The sequence below is a fragment of the Microbacterium sp. LB12 genome (assembly GCF_037150835.1).
GTDB lineage: Bacteria > Actinomycetota > Actinomycetes > Actinomycetales > Microbacteriaceae > Microbacterium.
Map to the genome: position 1 here is coordinate 255,252 of NZ_JBBCPF010000003.1, position 15,852 is coordinate 271,103.

Consider the following 15,852-nt stretch of genomic DNA (forward strand, 5'->3'; position numbering starts at 1 on the left):
GGGACGGATGCCGCGGCATCCGTCCCCTTCTGCTTTCGCAGACGATCAGATCTCGATGAGGTCCTCCGGCGCGATCACCGGGATCGCCGCCGTGATGGTCTCGAGTCCGGACAGGCGGGCCGGCGACAGCTGCTTCACGACCTCGTCGCGCGACATCAGCCCGGCCTCGACGACCAGGTCGGCGACGCTACGGTTCGTCAGCAGCGCGGTCTTCGCGAGCGCCGCCGCGGCCGCGTAGCCGATGAAGGGCGTGAGCGCCGTGATGACACCGACCGAGGCGCCGACCATGGCCCCCAGACGGTCGCGGTTCGCGGTGATGCCGTCGACGCAGTTGACGCGCAGGGTCCACATCGCCTGACGCATCCACGTGATCGACTGGAAGATCGAGTGCGCGATGACCGGCTCGAAAGCATTCAGCTGCAGCTGTCCCGCCTCGGCGGCCATCGTCACGGTCATGTCGGCACCGGCGACCGCGAACGCGACCTGGTTCACGACCTCCGGGATCACCGGGTTGACCTTGCCGGGCATGATGCTCGACCCCGCCTGCATGGCCGGCAGGTTGATCTCGCCGAGACCCGCCTGCGGACCCGATGAGAGGAGACGGAGGTCGTTGCAGATCTTCGACAGCTTCATCGCGTTGCGCTTGAGCGTCGAGGAGAACGACATGAACGAGCCGGTGTCGCTGGTGGCCTCGACGAGGTCGCCGGCCGTGCGCAGGTCGAGCTCGGTGATCTGGCGCAGGTGCTTGAGCACGGCGGGCGCGTAGCCGGGGTGCGTCGTGATGCCGGTGCCGATGGCCGTGGCGCCCATGTTGATCTCGAACATGAGCGAAGCGTTCTCGGTGAGGCGCGTGTGGTCGTAGCCCAGCGTGGTCGCGAAACCGTTGAACTCCTGGCCGAGCGTCATCGGCACGGCGTCCTGCAGCTGCGTGCGGCCGACCTTGAGCACGTCGTGGAACTCGCGCGACTTTCCGAGGAACGACAGGCGCAGCAGGTCGAGCTCCTCCAGCAGCGAGCGCAGCGTCAGCGAGAGGCCGATCTTGACGGCGGTCGGGTAGACGTCGTTCGTGGACTGGCTGCGGTTGGTGTGGTCGATCGGCGAGAGGAAGGCGTAGTCGCCCTTCTCACGTCCGGCCATCTCGAGCGCGATGTTGGTGATGACCTCGTTCGCGTTCATGTTGGTCGAGGTGCCGGCACCGCCCTGGATGACGCCCACGGTGAACTGTTCGTGGAACTCGCCATCGATCACACGCTGTGCGGCGCGATCGATCAGGTCGGCGCGTTCGGGATCGAGCACCCCGATCTCGCGGTTCGCCCTGGCACTCGCCTGCTTGACCATCGCGAGCCCGACCACGAGGTCGGGGTAGACCGAGATCGGCCGCTTCGTGATCGGGAAGTTCGCGTCGGCGCGGGCGGTATGGATCCCCCAGTACGCGTCGACGGGAATCTCCATGCTCCCGAGCGAATCGGTCTCGGTGCGGGTCGGGGTAGGCGCGGCAGAAGCCATGTCACATCCTCGTGGGTCGTGGCGAGTGAAAAGAGTGGGGGATGCGTCCAGTCTACGCCGCTCAGCGATCGCGTTTGCGGGAGAACGCCTCGAGTCGCGCTTCCGGAGTGAGAGCCGCCATGCGCTCCAGCCAGGCCTCCGAGAAGTAGTCGCCGGTGGGGGCATCGGTCACCGGGACGACGGTGTGCGTGATCGTCTCCGGGTACACGTGGACGAGCTGGAACGCCTGCGCGGCGTCCATCCCGTTCACCTCGGCCGAGGGCAGCGCCACGTTCATCGTGTAGCAGGTCGCCGATGCCACGCTCACCGGCACACCCGCGAACGTTCCCTGCGACGAGTAGTGCAGATGCCCCGCGAGAATGCCGCGCACATCGCTGCCGCGCACGATCTCGGCCAGCTCGTCCTGGTGCCGAAGCTCCAGGATGTCGAAGAGCGGAAGGTGGCTCGGAATCGGCGGGTGGTGCATCGCGAGCAGCGTGCCGTACGGTGCGGGCTCTGCGAGCACATCGGCCAACCACGAGAGCTGGCCCTCGTCGAGGTCTCCGTGATGCCAGCCGGGCACGCTGGTGTCGAGCGCGATGAGGCGCAGGCCGTCGAGGTCCCACACGCCCGTGAGAGGCTCTTCAGTGGGTTCGAGGTCCAGCAGGCCGGCACGCAACGCCGGCCGCTCGTCGTGGTTGCCGGCGACCCACACCACCGGCGCACCCAGCTCGGCGGCGATGGGCTCGACCGCCGCACGCAGGCGTCGATAGGCGTCGGGCTCCCCCAGATCGGTGAGATCCCCGGTGATCACGATCGCCGCCGGGTGCGGGTGCACCGCGCGGATCGCGTCCAGGGTCCGTGCGAAATTCGCTGCGACGTCGTATCGTCCGCCGAGGTGCGCTCCCGCGGCGAGGAAGTGCGGATCGCTGACGTGGATGATGACGTGCGATGCCGGCTCATGCCGACCGAAGACGTACGGACGGACGGTTCCTGCGGCCATGGCTACAGCCTATGGGGAGGCGACGACCTCGTCAGTGACCGATCACGAGCATCAGGATGCCGCCGACGACCGCGGCGCCGCAGAGGACGAAGCATCCATACGCGCCGACGAGCGCGAGGGACTTCTGCCCCTCGGTCAACGGGCTCTTCCGCGCGGCCTTGGCGGCCTGCTTCTCGGCACGCTTGAGCTCCTTCTCGGAGATCACCGTGATGGCGTCGGTGAACTCCGCGGGGCTCACCACGGGTGCCCGACCGCTGCGCACCAGCAGCCGCAACCCCAGGGAGTAGAAGGTGACGATGGCCGCCGCGCCGATGAGAGCGGCGGCGAACACCTGCAGGAACGCGAGCCAGTCGATCACGACGTTCATTTCGACTCCCCGTTCTTGTCCGCGGACGCCTTCTTCGACGCGCCGGAGCCGGCCTTGGCCTCCGCCTTCTTCTTGGCCTTGTCCGCGGCGTCCTTCTTCGCCTGCGCCTTCGCCTGCTCCCGTGCCTCGGCGCGCGCCTTGGCCTCGGCCTTGGCCTGCTCGATCCGCTGCTGGCGACGCGTGGGCGGCGGCATGTCGGGAAGCTCGATCGCCCGCCCGGACTCCGCCACGTCGCTCATCGCATTCGCCGAGGTCACCGCGTTGCGGCGCGAGCGCATGAACAGGCCGAGGATGATCGCGAGCGCGAGAACCGCGTCGATCGCGACACCCCAGTGTCCGAGCCAGACCACCAGCAGCGCGGCCAGCGCACCCACCGCACCCGCGGCGGGAAGGGTCAGCAGCCAGCCGACGCCGATACGGCCGGCGGTCCGCCAACGGACCGCGGAGCCGCGGCGACCGAGACCGGAGCCGATGACCGACCCCGAGGCGACCTGCGTCGTGGAGAGCGCGAAGCCGAGGGCGCTGGAGGCGAGGATCGTGGCCGCTGTCGAGCTCTCCGCCGCGAAACCCTGCGCGGGCTTGACGTCGGTGAGGCCCTTGCCCAGCGTGCGGATGATGCGCCAGCCGCCGAGGTAGGTACCGAGAGCGATTGTGAACGCACAGGCGATGATCACCCAGAGCTCGGGCTCGTGGTGCGCCCCCGACTGCCATCCGATCGTGATCATGGCAAGCGTGATGACACCCATGGTCTTCTGCGCGTCATTGGTGCCGTGCGCGAGCGCGACCAGCGACGAGGTGAAGATCTGTCCCCAGCGGAATCCGTCGCGGCCGTCGGGCTTGCCGTCGTAGCGGCGGGTGACCGAGTATGCGATCTTCGTCGCCGCGAATGCGATCAGGCCGGCGGTGACCGGGGCGATCAGCGCGGGAAGCACGATCTTGGAGAGCACCATGCCGAAGTCGATCCCGCCGATGCCGGCGCCGACCAGAGTTGCACCGATCAGGCCGCCGAACAGCGCATGGGAGGAGCTCGACGGCAGTCCGAGGAGCCAGGTCAGCATGTTCCAGGTGATCGCGCCGATGAGCCCGGCGAAGATCAGGGAGAGGAACAGATCCGCTCCGGCTTGGATGATCGCGTCCTCGCGGATGATGCCGCCGGAGATGGTCTTGGAGACCTCGGTGGACAGGAAGGCACCGACGAGGTTCAGCACTGCGGCGAGCAGCACAGCGGTCTTGGGCTTCAGAGCGCCCGTGGCGATCGGCGTCGCCATGGCATTCGCCGTGTCGTGAAAGCCGTTGGTGAAGTCGAAGAAGAGTGCCAGCGCGATGACAAGCACGACGATGAGGGCTGCGGTTTCCACCGTTCGCTTTCGGTCGTTTGAGGAAGAAGGAGGTGTCGACGAGATCGACGTGATGAACGAAGAGTTCACCGTGGGTTTGACTTCCGTTAACCGGCCCCGGTAAATCCTCCCACCCTGCCCCGTGCCGGTCAACTCGACCTGGGATAGCGTGAGACGGTGACTGACGCTCCCGTTGCCGACCGCCGTTCGACCCTGCGCACCCACCACGGTGATACCTTCGACGATCCCTACGAGTGGCTTCGCGCCAAGGAGTCCGCGGAGGTGATCTCCCACCTCGAGGCGGAGAACGCGCACACCGACGCTGCGACCGCCCACCTCGCGGGCCTGCGCGAGCAGCTGTTCCACGAGATCAAGAGCCGCGTGCAGGAGACCGACCTCTCGGTGCCGACCCGCCGCGGCGACTGGTGGTACTACAGCCGTACCGAGGAAGGGGCGCAGTACGGCATCCATTGCCGCGCGGCCGCCGAGGTCGACGATTGGACTCCCCCGCGCCTCGAACCCGGCGTCGCGGTGCCCGGCGAAGTGGTCCTGCTCGACGGGAACGTCGAGTCCGAGGGTCACGAGTTCTTCTCGCTCGGTGCCTTCGACACGTCAGACGATGCGACGAAGCTGCTCTGGTCGACCGATTTCGAGGGCGACGAGCTCTACACGGTGCACGTGCGCGACCTCACCACCGGTGTGACACTCGACGACGAGATCCCGAACACGGGAGGCGCCTTCTTCACCCCCGATGGCACCGGGGTGCTGTACACGACCCGTGACGACGCCTGGCGTCCCGACACTCTGTGGCTGCACCGGCTCGGCACTCCCCTGTCGGACGACGTGAAGCTGTTCCACGAGCCGGACGAGAAGTTCTGGCTGGGGGCCGGGATCACCCGCAGCCGCCGTTACCTGGTCATCGGCGTCGGATCGAGCATCACGAGCGAGGAGTACCTTGTCGACCTGACCGGCGATCTCACCGCCGCGCCGCAGCTGGTCTGGCCGCGCCGCGCCGGAGTCGAGTACTCGGTCGAACACGCCGTGATCGACGGCGAGGACCGGCTGCTGGTGCTTCACAACGACGGGGCGCTCGACTTCGAGCTCGTCTCGGTCGCGGCAGCCGACCCGCAGGGCGCGCGACGCGTGGTCGTGCCGCACGAGCAGGGTCGACGACTACTCGGCGTCGATGCCTTCCGCGACTTCGCGACCGTGGAGTACCGCAGCGAAGGCCTCGAACGCGTGGGGCTGCTCGACTACGCCACCGACGCCGTGGACGAGCTCGCCTTCGACGAGCCGCTCTACTCGGCAGGTGTGAGCGGGAACCCGGAGTGGCACTCCCCGTTCCTGCGCCTGGGCTACACGTCGTTCGTCACGCCGGGGACCGTGTACGACCTCGACCTGGCGACCCGCGAGCTGGTGCTGCGCAAGCAGGTCAGGGTGCTGGGCGGATACGACCCGGCCGAGTACGGACAGCGACGAGAGTGGGCCACCGCCTCCGACGGCGTCCGCGTGCCGATCTCGCTCGTCTGGAAGCGCTCGTTCGGAGAGCCCGGGGCCGAGGCGCGCCCCGTGCACCTGTACGGGTACGGTTCGTACGAACACTCCATCGACCCCGGCTTCTCGGTCGCGCGCCTCTCCGAGCTCGACCGCGGCGTGATCTTCGCGGTCGCGCACGTCCGCGGCGGCGGTGAGATGGGACGGCAGTGGTACGAGGACGGCAAGCTGCTCCACAAGCGCAACACGTTCACGGACTTCGTCGCGTGCGGTGAGCATCTCGTCGCGACCGGCGTCACGACGCCGGAACGGATGGTGGCCGAGGGCGGCAGCGCCGGCGGTCTGCTGATGGGCGCCGTCGCCAACCTCGCGCCCGAGCTCTTCGCCGGCATCCTCGCCGGTGTGCCGTTCGTCGACGCACTGACGTCGATCCTCGACCCATCGCTCCCGCTGACCGTGGTGGAGTGGGACGAGTGGGGCGACCCGCTCCATGACGCCGACGTCTACGCGTACATGAAGTCGTACACCCCGTACGAGAACGTGCGCGACGGCGTCGAGTACCCGCGCATCCTCGCGGTGACCTCGCTCAACGACACCCGCGTGCTCTATGTGGAACCGGCGAAGTGGGTCGCCCGGCTGCGCGAGGCCGGTGCGAGCGACGTGCTGCTCAAGTGCGAGATGGTCGCCGGGCACGGCGGCGTGAGCGGACGCTACAACTCCTGGAAGGAGCGGGCGTTCGAGCTCGCCTGGCTGCTCGACACCCTCGGTCTCGCCGAGGCGTGAGCTTCCGGCCCGGCCCCGCTCTCCGCGCGCGGGTCGGGCACATCGCAGACTCAGCCGAAGAGGGCGGCGGCCTCGTCGTAGCGGTAGCGCGGGACGGTGTTCAGCTCACCCAGGGCATCCGCGAACGGCACCCGGACGATGTCCGTGCCCTGCATCGCGACCATCTGCCCCCAGGCGCCATCGACGATCGCGTCTGCGGCGTGCAGCCCGAGACGCGTCGCGAGCACCCGGTCGAACGCCGACGGGGAACCGCCACGCTGGATGTGTCCGAGGATCGTCGCCCGCGTCTCGATGCCGGTGATGCGCTCGATCTCCGGGGCGATCAGGTCACCGATTCCCCCCAGTCGCGGCCGGTTGAACGCGTCGAGACCCTTGTCGCTGTAGGCCTCCTCCATTCCGAGCAGCTTGAAGCCCTCGGAGACGACGACCAGCGGCGCGCGGCCGCGGTCGTGTGCGCTGGTGACCAGCTCGGTGATGTCGTCGATCGACATCGGCACCTCGGGGATGCAGATGACGTGTGCGCCCGCTGCCATGCCCGCGTGCAGGGCGATCCAGCCGACGTGCCGCCCCATGACCTCGGCGACCATGCAGCGCTGGTGCGAGTCGCCGGTGGTGCGCAGGCGGTCCATGGCGTCCGTGGCGATGTTCACCGCGGTGTCGAAGCCGAACGAGTAGTCGGTGGCCTGCAGGTCGTTGTCGATCGTCTTCGGGACGCCGATGACCTTGATGCCGTCCTTCGCCAGGCGGTCGGCCGCGGCGAGGGTCCCCTCGCCGCCGATCGCGATCACGCCGTCGATCTTGTGCCCGTAGAGGGTCTTGGCGATGTTGTCGGCGCCTCCGCGCTCACCCTCGTACGGGTTGGTGCGGCTCGTGCCGAGGATCGTGCCGCCGACCTTGGACAGGCCCTTCACCTCGTGGCGGGTGAGCGGCATGAAGTCGCCGTCGACGAGACCGCGCCATCCGTCGCGGATGCCGACGAACTCCAGGTCGTACGTGGTGGTGCCCTTGAGCACGATGCCGCGGATGACCGCGTTGAGGCCGGGGCAGTCGCCGCCGCTCGTCAGGATGCCGATCTTCATGCTGGGTGCCTTCAGACGTTCGGGTGATGGGGGAAGAGGCGACGTTGCCTGCGATCGACACTAGCGCCCCGGTGTCCCCGGGCGCCATTCGAAGGCACCGAAAACCGTCGATCTTGACACGGGTTCCCGCCGATATCGACGATCTTCCCGATCGGAGCCGAGAACGCCTCGATTTCGACGTTAAGAACCGGCGTTCTTCAGCCCTACGCGGCGCCCAGCGCCTGACGGAGCAGGTGCATGAGCGCAGCCAGCTGCACCGGCTCGGCCGCCGTCTCGTCGGTCGCTTCGCCATCGAGCGCGCGCGCCGCGAGCCCCTGCTTCTGGTCGATCAGCTCGGCGATCTTCGCGTCGATCGTGTGCGCGGCGATGATGCGCCATGCGGTGACCGGCTCGTCCTGACCGATGCGGTGCACGCGGTCGATCGCCTGCGTCTGCTCGGCGGCCGTCCAGGACAGCTCGGCGAGCACCACGTTCGATGCCGCCTGCAGGTTGAGGCCGACGCCCGCGGCGGTGAGCGAGCAGACCGCGATGCCCACGGCGGGGTCGCCGTTGAAGTCGTCGATCGCCTGCTGACGTGCAGTAGACGTCTGGTCTCCGCGGATCGACACCGCACGGATGCCGGCGGCGGCGAAGTGCGCCTCCGCCTGATCCATCACGTCGATGTGCTTCGCGAAGAAGACGACCTTGCCGACCGAGCGCTGCAGCTGCGCGGCATAGTCCGCGGCGAGCTGAGCCTTGGCCTGACCGATCCGTCGGACCATCGTGAAGACGTTGTCGCCGCCGGTGCCGGCAGCCTTCGACTCCTCGAGCTCGTTCTGGGCGACCAGGCGCACGATGTCGTCGTCGATCTCTCCGGGGGCCAGTCCCCGATCGCCGCGCGCGTCGATGATGCGCCGGTAGCGAGCGGCCAGCCGCTCCCCCAGCTCGCGCTCCGCCTGGCGGATGCTGCGCCCGAACTCGTCGTCGAGCTGCACCGGCAGGTCGGCGATCAGCTTGTCCGGGAGATCGGCCGCGACGTCCTTCTTCTTGCGACGGACGATGCCCATCGAGATCACGGCGTCACGGGCCTCGGGGTAGAACGCCTTGTCCGCCGGAGTGAATCCGGTCGCGTCAAGCTTCTCCATGAGCTCGGGGCCGGGCTTCTCGCCGGTGGTCCAGCCGAGGAACCGCCAGATCGCGTCGAAGTCCTCGACGTCGTTGATCAGCGGCGTACCGGTCAGGGCGAGCATCAGCGGATCGTGACCGGGCGTGCGCTCACGCACCTGCGCCGCGAGCGACAGCACGTTCTGCGACCGCTGCGACGACAGGTTCTTGATGAAGTGCGCCTCGTCGACCACCATGCCGCGCAGGCCGATGGACGCAAGCCACGACATGTGGCGGTCGAGGATCTCGTAGTTCACGATGAACACGTCGGCGAAGGCGTCGATGTCGTCGCCGTCGCCCTGGATGACCGTCGCGCGACGCTGCGGCGTCCAGCGTTCGACTTCGCGCGCCCAGTTCATCTTCACCACGTTCGGCACCACGACCAGCAGCGGGTAGGCGCCCGCCACGGAGGCGGCGAGCACCGACTGCGCGGTCTTGCCGAGCCCGGGCTCGTCCGCGAGCAGGAAGCTGCGGTGGCCCGCGCGCACCGCCTCGAGGAAGCGCGACTGGTGCACCATGACCTCGAGGCCCTTGGGCGACAGATGGTCGAACTCAGGCGCAGGAGGCAGCTCCATCGACGCCGCGGAACCGCCCGCACCGGTCTCGAACGCCTTGTACAGCGGCCCCATGAGCTCCCAGCCGTCAAGACGACGGCGCGGCGTCACGGTGGAGCGCGGCGTCAGGTCGGGGGCGAGGAACGGATTGGCCAGCTGCCGCGCCTCGACGGAGGGGGGCGTGACCTGGCGTTCCGCGATCGCGGCCGGGACCACAGAGATCTGCACGGGGGCGGCGTCGGCGATGATGAGCTCTTCCGGCGCGAGCTCCGCGCCCGACTCCAGCAGCCAGTCCCTGCGCATGCGCTTCGCCACCGGCGACGTCGCCTGGTCGGCTTCGAGGAGCTGGATCAGCGAGGTGTCGCGTGCGGCCGTCTTGGCGAGGATGGTGGCCACACCGTCGAGCCGCTTCAGCAGCTCGGCGCGAGCGGGGTCGCCGAGCTCGGCATCGGCCTTCACCCTGGCGCGCTCCTCGCGCACCAGGAAGGCGATCACCTGGAACTTCACCCGGTTCGTCGGACCGAGCTTCCCCCGCTGCGACTTCGCCTCGATCTCGCGCACCTTGCGCGCGAGGATCGGGATGAGGGGGGCCTCGTCATCACGACGGGACGTCTTCTTGCGCCGCGTGGCGGCGGTTGCCGTGGTCGGCATGCTCCTCCTGAGCGTGAAGGCTCCGGCATCGTCGTGAAGCCGGGGCCGTTCTCGTTGTCCGCGTGTGGCGTGAGCCAGGACCGTACGAACAGTGGATCTTCTTCCCGTCTCACCACGCGAGACATGCGGGTGGCGGCGGGAGCCGTGTCCATTCTATGCCATCACGCCGCCGACACGCGGATCACGCACCCTTCAGGGCGCCGTCGGGTCAGTCGGACCGACCGAGCACTCGCGCCGCGTCGGTCACATCGTCCGCCATCTGCGCCATCAGCTTCTCGATGCCCTCGAAAGCGACCATCCCGCGCAGTCGCTCGACGAACTCGACCGTGACGTCGTGTCCGTAGAGATCGAGGCCGGTCTCCCCCAGCACGTGCGCCTCCACCTGGCGGACCAGCACGTCGTCGAACGTGGGGTTCGTCCCCACCGAGATCGCCGACGGATGCCGGATACCCGTGTCGTGGTCGACGAGCCATCCCGCGTACACACCATCGGCGGGCACGAAGGCATCGACGATGGTGGAGAGGTTGGCGGTCGGGAAGCCGAGCTCACGACCACGCTTGAGACCGTGCACGACCTCGCCGCGCACGTCCGGGTTGCGGCCGAGCACCTTCGCCGCGCCGGCGACGTCGCCCTCGATCAGCAGCTCCCGGATCCAGCTCGACGAGACGCGTCGCGACGAGCCGGGCAGATACACGTCGTCGACCACCTCGACGGTGAACCCGAACTCGGGCCCCAGCTTCCGAAGCAGCTCGGGTGTTCCCGCGCCGCGGTTGCCGAAACGGAAATCCTCGCCGACGAGCACCGTGGACACCTCGAGCGCTCCCACCAGGATGTCGGCCACGAAATCGTCGGCGCTGCGTGCGGCGAGCTCCTCGTCGAACGTGAGCACGAGCGTCGCGTCGATGCCGAGTTCACCGAGCAGCTCCAGCTTGCGATCGACGGTGACGACGTTCTCCGGGCAGCGATCGGGCCGCAGGATCGCGAGCGGGTTGCGGTCGAACGTGACCGCGACCGAGCGGCTGCCGGTGGCTGCCGCCGCCTCGTTCAAACGCCGGATCACCGCTCGATGTCCGGCGTGCACACCGTCGAACTTGCCGATGGCGACCGCGCTCGGCCCGAAGCCTGCCGGCACCTCTTCCGGACTGCGGAAGACGATCACGCGTCGACCCCGACCGGCTGGGCGACATCGACGGGACGGTGCGTGCGCAGCCACCAGATCCCGAAGACCGGGAGCACCAGCGGGATGAACAGGTATCCGCGGCCGAACAGCGACCACACGGTCTCGTGCTGGAACGACTCCGGCATCAGAATGCTCAGCAGCCCCACGACGAGCACGCCGGTGAGTTCGAAGACGATCGCGACCCAGGCGACCGTGTACCAGCCGCGACGACGAGCGAGGACGAGGGCGAGCGTCGCGAGGATGTAGACCACGGCGGCGAGAGCGGACAGCGAGTACGCGAGTGGCGCCTCGTCGAATCGACGGACGATCTGCACGAAACTGCGCCCCGTGGCGGCCAGCGCCATGACGGCGTAGACGATCACGAGCACGCGACCGATTCCGGTCATCCGAGTGGAGGGGGCGGTGGAGCTCATAGCGCATTCCATCCTAGAGCCGCGGGAGGAGGTCGGACTCCGCCACGAACTCGGGCGTCAGGCGATCTGGATCGTCCAGATGACCTGCATGCGCCACAGCATGATCGCGATGGCGAGTGCGGCGACACCGAGGATCACGGTGCTCCAGCGGCTGCGTTCCATGAGCGCCCAGAGCACTGCGCCGACCGGGAGCAGCACCGCCGAGACCAGGTACACCCAGTACTCGAGCAGGTCGCCGGTGGGCGGGTTGCCCGCGAAGGGGGCGATGATCGCCAGGATGACCTGGATCACCAGGAGCACTTCGACGAGGGCGAGGGCGCCGACGCTGAAATCACTCGGCCGGCGCCCGATGAGCCCCGCGACGACGCAGAAGAGTCCCGCCACCACGGCGACCGCGATCTGCGCGATCGTGAACCACAGGATCATCGGTCACCCTCCGGCATGTTCATGGCGCTCTTCAGGTCGGCACCGCGCTTCTCGATGATGCCCACCAGCACGCCGTCGGGGTCGATCGCCGCGGCGATGCGCCCGCTGAGCCTGGACGCCTGATCGGTCAGGCGCTTGCCGTGGCGGAGGTCGCGCGCCTCATCGGCCGAGACGTCGAGCACCTCGAGGATGCGGGAGGCCGCCGTGGCGGGGGTCAGCGTGGCAGCACCCTCGAGTGCGTCGACGTCGACGGCGTCCGTGACGTCGAACGGGCCGACCCTGGTGCGTCGGAGCGCCGTCAGGTGACCACCGACGCCGAGGGCGGCACCGAGGTCGCGCGCGAGCGAGCGGATGTACGTGCCCGACGAGCAGTCGACGAGCACGTCGAGGTCGAGCCATCCATCACCCTGGCGCCTGTCGAGCAGGTCGAACCGCGAGACCACGACATCACGCGCCGCAAGAACGACCTCTTCGCCGGCGCGCACGCGATCGTAGGCACGCCGTCCGTCGACCTTGATCGCGGAGACCGAGCTCGGCACCTGGGAGATCTCTCCCGTGAGGGTCGAGATGCCTGCCGCCACCGCGTCGTCGGTGACGGCGCCCCACGCCTCCGGATCGGCCTGCTGCACGAACTCGCCGTCGGCATCGTCGGTGCTGGTGGTCTGTCCGAGACGGATCGTCGCCGCGTATGTCTTGTCCGCACCCACGATGTAGGTGAGCAGTCTCGTCGCCCCCTCGATGCCGATCACGAGGAGGCCGGTCGCCATCGGGTCGAGTGTCCCGGCATGGCCCACCTTGCGGGTGCCGAACGCGCGGCGCGTGCGGGCGACCACGTCGTGGCTGGTCAGTCCTGCGGGCTTGTCGACGAGGAGGATGCCGGGCGAGACCATTCCCCCAGCCTACCGACGGCGCGAGGCGCGCCCTGCCGCTCCCGCGCACAGCGGACGCCGAACCGCAGCGTCGACGATCCGCTCCCGTAGGCTGGAGGGATGCCCGAAGCGCAGGTCTCTCCCGACGCGATGCCGGGCCTGCCCACATGGTACCGATCCTCCGCGCGCGATCTGCCGTGGCGACGGCCCGAGTTCCACGAGGAGTTCGGCGCCTGGGGTGTGCTCGTGAGCGAGTTCATGCTGCAGCAGACCCCGGTCACCCGGGTCATCCCGCACCTGGAGGCGTGGCTCGGGCGGTGGCCGACGCCGACAGCCATGGCCGCGGCGACGCCGGCCGACGTCGTGACGCAGTGGGCGAACCTCGGCTATCCGCGGCGCGCTCTCTGGCTGCACCGCGCGGCGGTCGAGATCACCGACCGACACGGCGGCGTGGTGCCCCGTGAGGTCGACTCTCTCCTCGCCCTGTCCGGCATCGGCGACTACACCGCACGTGCCGTCGCCGTCTTCGCGTACGGCGACCGTCATCCCGTCGTCGACACCAACACCCGCCGAGTACTGGCGAGAGCGATCGAAGGCCGCGCCCATCCGGCCCCGCCCTCACGCCGCGATCTCGACCTGATGGCGTCGCTGCTCCCGGCCGATGTCGCCGATGCCGCACTGTTCAACGCCGCAGCGATGGAGCTCGGCGCGACCGTGTGCACGGCCCGTTCGCCCCGCTGCGAGATCTGTCCTCTCTCGTCGGACTGCGCGTGGCTTGCCGCCGGCAGACCGGACACCGGTGACACCCGACGCCGCCAGGCCACGTACGAGGGCTCCGATCGCCAGGCTCGCGGCGCGGTCCTGCGGCTGTTGCGCGGTGCCTCCCCCGAACCCGTGCCGCTCATCGCCGTCCTGCCCGCATGGCCGGATGCCCGACAGCGCGATCGGGCGATCGACTCGCTCATCGCGGACGGGCTCGCCGAGGCGGACGGCGAAGCCCTCTCACTCCCCCGCTGAACCTCGCGATCAGAGATGCCGCGCGGTGTGATGCGCCAGCACAGTGAGTTCGACGCGGCTGCGCACATCCAATTTCGTGAACACGCGGCCGAGATGCACCTCGACGGTGCGGACGGAGAGGTGCAGCGCGCCGGCGATGTCACGGTTTCCCGCGCCGTTCACCGCCCGCATCGCCACCTCCAGCTCCCGCGCAGTCAGGGAGAACGACCACGCCCGCCGACACACGGACAGCGGGTCGGCCGCGGGGACGACGCTTCCCTCCCTCGCATCGAGCCGATCGAGTCGGTTCCGGATCGCTCGCGCCCAGGCCGTCGCCCCGGACAGCTCGAACAGCCGCTCGGCGTACTGGAAATGGATCCTCGCGGCGACATGATCGTCACGGATCGCATGCCTCGTGCCCAGCATCGACTCGACCCGAGCGCGCGCGAACGGAGAGTGCAGGGTGCGCGCGGCCTCGTGCACCTCCTCGCGCTCTGACCGCCACTGCCGGTCGTCCGCCGTGGCGATCCGGGTGCGCAATCGCTCCGCTCGTGCCATCTCGGGCGGTTCGATCTGGACGACCGGGTCGGGGCGATCTCCCGCCAGCAGGGCAAGCTCGTCGAGGCCGGGAACCGCGATCGCGGTCTGCGGCGATCCCAGATCGACCCAGAGCCGGATCGTGCAGGCGGCATCGTCGAACTCTCCGGCGAGGAACGAGCGGATGGCACGATCGACGAGCACATCGATCCGCACCCCGACCGGCAACGAGGTCGTGAGGGCGCGCGCGAACGGACCGAGCTCGCCGAGCACCGCGAGGTCGAGTCGCCGCGCGAGCACCACCCCGAGCCCGGCGAACGGCAAAGCCACCGGGAACGCGAGTGCCGCGTGCACAAGTCGTGCCCGCGCCAGGCCGATGTCGCCGCGCCAGACGAGCAGCAGCACCTCGACGACCGCGCGGTACGCCCTGACGACGGGGCTGCGCTCATACCCCGGCACCAGCGGATCGGTCTCCGGGGCCACCGCAGTGTCGTCTTCCGCGAGCAGCTGCAGCCCCCGGTCGATGTCGCCGTCCATACCGGCCTGCAGTGCCTCGAGCATGCCCCCGGTCAGCGGTCCCCGGCCGGCGACCTGCTCGATGTCGCGTTCTCCGAGGATCAGCCAGCTCAACGCCACGATCGGATCCCGGAGTTCGCGTTCCGCTCCGGCGGGCATCGCGGCGTCCCGGAGCGCATCCAACCAGGCCCGCATCTCCCGGCGCTCCCCGCGTTCCGCACACAGGAACGCGGCGAAGGCGGCGGCGCGCGCCCAGGAACGCCAGTCGTCGCGCTCACCGGTGCGGGGCCGCATCGTCCGCAGGTCTGCGTGCGGCACGACGCCGCTCGTGAACGCCTGCGCGACGAACAGCCCGCCGAGCGCCTCGAGTCGACAGCGCTCGACGCCGCGCGGGTAGAGACTCCCGAGCCAAGCAGCCGCATCCGCCATCAACCCCGCGCTCAACGACGAAGACCCGGCGATCAGACGCGCCTCATCCCGCTCGGGCCCCGTGGCGTGCTCAGCGGCTTCGCGCGCAAGCACGAGCGCACGATCCGCATGCCCTGCGGTCACGAGTCGGCGTGCGATGCGCGTGAGCTCGGGTGCCGTCTCCGGACTCCCCTCGAGCGATGCCCGCGCCCGATGCCAATCCGCCCCGACCTGATCGCCGCATCGGTCGAAGATGACACTCAGACGCGTGTGCACGCCCGCGGTGCCGGCGGCGCAGGTCGTCGCTCGCACCCAGATCGCGAGGCGCGCATCGACGAACCGCACACGACCGGCGTGCAGCGTCAGTCGTTCACCGACGGGACCGCCGGCGATCTCGACCGCGGATCGCCCGTCGAACTCGATCAACGGATCGAGCGCGTCGTCGAGACACACCGCGACTGCGAGCAGGAGCAGCCGGTCGCGCTCGTCGAGGTCGAGTCCATCGAATCGGCGCGCGATCGCGGGCACCAGCGGCAGCGGGCTCGGCAGTGCGCTCATCCCCTGCCGCTGCGCGATCGACAGTCGCTCGACGACTTCGCGGATCGTGACAG

At 69.2% G+C, this 15,852-nt stretch carries 13 protein-coding genes; 2 read left to right on the forward strand and 11 right to left on the reverse strand.

The features are described from left to right. Positions 1-45 precede the first annotated feature (45 nt). From WFM69_RS08235 to WFM69_RS08250, 4 genes are all read right to left on the reverse strand, one after another. Positions 46-1,506, reverse strand: a complete 1,461-nt coding sequence (locus tag WFM69_RS08235; RefSeq protein WP_337003508.1) for an aspartate ammonia-lyase — start codon at positions 1,504-1,506, stop codon at positions 46-48. A 61-nt stretch (positions 1,507-1,567) separates the two neighbouring features. Beyond that, positions 1,568-2,488 (reverse strand): phosphodiesterase, encoded by a 921-nt coding sequence (locus WFM69_RS08240; protein ID WP_337003510.1) that lies wholly within the window; start codon positions 2,486-2,488, stop codon positions 1,568-1,570. 31 nt (positions 2,489-2,519) lie between these two features. Next, entirely contained in the window at positions 2,520-2,855 is a 336-nt protein-coding gene (locus WFM69_RS08245) for a peptidase (RefSeq protein ID WP_337003512.1), read from the reverse strand. Then, positions 2,852-4,213, reverse strand: coding sequence for an inorganic phosphate transporter (locus tag WFM69_RS08250; RefSeq protein ID WP_337003514.1), 1,362 nt, complete (start codon positions 4,211-4,213; stop codon positions 2,852-2,854). The genes WFM69_RS08245 and WFM69_RS08250 overlap by 4 nt, the downstream gene beginning before the upstream one ends. Before the next feature lie 156 nt (positions 4,214-4,369). Here WFM69_RS08250 and WFM69_RS08255 point away from each other — a divergent pair, with 156 nt between their 5' ends. Next, positions 4,370-6,469, forward strand: coding sequence for a S9 family peptidase (locus WFM69_RS08255; protein WP_337003515.1), 2,100 nt, complete (start codon positions 4,370-4,372; stop codon positions 6,467-6,469). A gap of 50 nt (positions 6,470-6,519) precedes the next feature. On the opposite strand, the gene WFM69_RS08260 is transcribed toward WFM69_RS08255, so the two are convergent. The 6 genes from WFM69_RS08260 to truB all read right to left on the reverse strand — a co-directional run bounded on the left by WFM69_RS08260 (position 6,520) and on the right by truB (position 12,805). Continuing rightward, entirely contained in the window at positions 6,520-7,548 is a 1,029-nt protein-coding gene (locus WFM69_RS08260) for a 6-phosphofructokinase (RefSeq protein WP_337003517.1), read from the reverse strand. A 203-nt stretch (positions 7,549-7,751) separates the two neighbouring features. Continuing rightward, entirely contained in the window at positions 7,752-9,896 is a 2,145-nt protein-coding gene (locus tag WFM69_RS08265; protein ID WP_337003519.1) for a DEAD/DEAH box helicase, read from the reverse strand. Positions 9,897-10,104: 208 nt separating this feature from the next. Continuing rightward, positions 10,105-11,055, reverse strand: a complete 951-nt coding sequence (locus tag WFM69_RS08270) for a bifunctional riboflavin kinase/FAD synthetase (RefSeq protein WP_337003521.1) — start codon at positions 11,053-11,055, stop codon at positions 10,105-10,107. Next, positions 11,052-11,489, reverse strand: coding sequence for a hypothetical protein (locus tag WFM69_RS08275; protein WP_337003523.1), 438 nt, complete (start codon positions 11,487-11,489; stop codon positions 11,052-11,054). The genes WFM69_RS08270 and WFM69_RS08275 overlap by 4 nt, the downstream gene beginning before the upstream one ends. A 57-nt stretch (positions 11,490-11,546) precedes the next feature. Continuing rightward, positions 11,547-11,915, reverse strand: coding sequence for a hypothetical protein (locus tag WFM69_RS08280; protein ID WP_337003525.1), 369 nt, complete (start codon positions 11,913-11,915; stop codon positions 11,547-11,549). Then, positions 11,912-12,805, reverse strand: a complete 894-nt coding sequence (gene truB, locus WFM69_RS08285) for a tRNA pseudouridine(55) synthase TruB (protein ID WP_337003527.1) — start codon at positions 12,803-12,805, stop codon at positions 11,912-11,914. The genes WFM69_RS08280 and truB overlap by 4 nt, the downstream gene beginning before the upstream one ends. Before the next feature lie 99 nt (positions 12,806-12,904). Between truB and WFM69_RS08290 the strand changes: the two genes are divergently transcribed. Continuing rightward, positions 12,905-13,801 (forward strand): A/G-specific adenine glycosylase, encoded by an 897-nt coding sequence (locus WFM69_RS08290; RefSeq protein ID WP_442928450.1) that lies wholly within the window; start codon positions 12,905-12,907, stop codon positions 13,799-13,801. A gap of 9 nt (positions 13,802-13,810) precedes the next feature. Here WFM69_RS08290 and WFM69_RS08295 read toward each other — a convergent pair whose 3' ends face one another. After that, positions 13,811-15,799, reverse strand: a complete 1,989-nt coding sequence (locus tag WFM69_RS08295; RefSeq protein WP_337003529.1) for a helix-turn-helix transcriptional regulator — start codon at positions 15,797-15,799, stop codon at positions 13,811-13,813. Positions 15,800-15,852: the final 53 nt, after the last annotated feature.

Bases quoted from the DNA above. Each gene is read 5' to 3' on its own strand.
- WFM69_RS08295 (WP_337003529.1), bottom strand. From the start codon at position 15,799: ATGAGCGCACTGCCGAGCCCGCTGCCGCTGGTGCCCGCGATCGCGCGC.
- WFM69_RS08280 (WP_337003525.1), bottom strand. From the start codon at position 11,915: ATGATCCTGTGGTTCACGATCGCGCAGATCGCGGTCGCCGTGGTGGCG.
- truB (WP_337003527.1), bottom strand. From the start codon at position 12,805: ATGGTCTCGCCCGGCATCCTCCTCGTCGACAAGCCCGCAGGACTGACC.
- WFM69_RS08290 (WP_442928450.1), top strand. From the start codon at position 12,905: ATGCCCGAAGCGCAGGTCTCTCCCGACGCGATGCCGGGCCTGCCCACA.
- WFM69_RS08260 (WP_337003517.1), bottom strand. From the start codon at position 7,548: ATGAAGATCGGCATCCTGACGAGCGGCGGCGACTGCCCCGGCCTCAAC.
- WFM69_RS08240 (WP_337003510.1), bottom strand. From the start codon at position 2,488: ATGGCCGCAGGAACCGTCCGTCCGTACGTCTTCGGTCGGCATGAGCCG.
- WFM69_RS08235 (WP_337003508.1), bottom strand. From the start codon at position 1,506: ATGGCTTCTGCCGCGCCTACCCCGACCCGCACCGAGACCGATTCGCTC.
- WFM69_RS08275 (WP_337003523.1), bottom strand. From the start codon at position 11,489: ATGAGCTCCACCGCCCCCTCCACTCGGATGACCGGAATCGGTCGCGTG.
- WFM69_RS08265 (WP_337003519.1), bottom strand. From the start codon at position 9,896: ATGCCGACCACGGCAACCGCCGCCACGCGGCGCAAGAAGACGTCCCGT.
- WFM69_RS08245 (WP_337003512.1), bottom strand. From the start codon at position 2,855: ATGAACGTCGTGATCGACTGGCTCGCGTTCCTGCAGGTGTTCGCCGCC.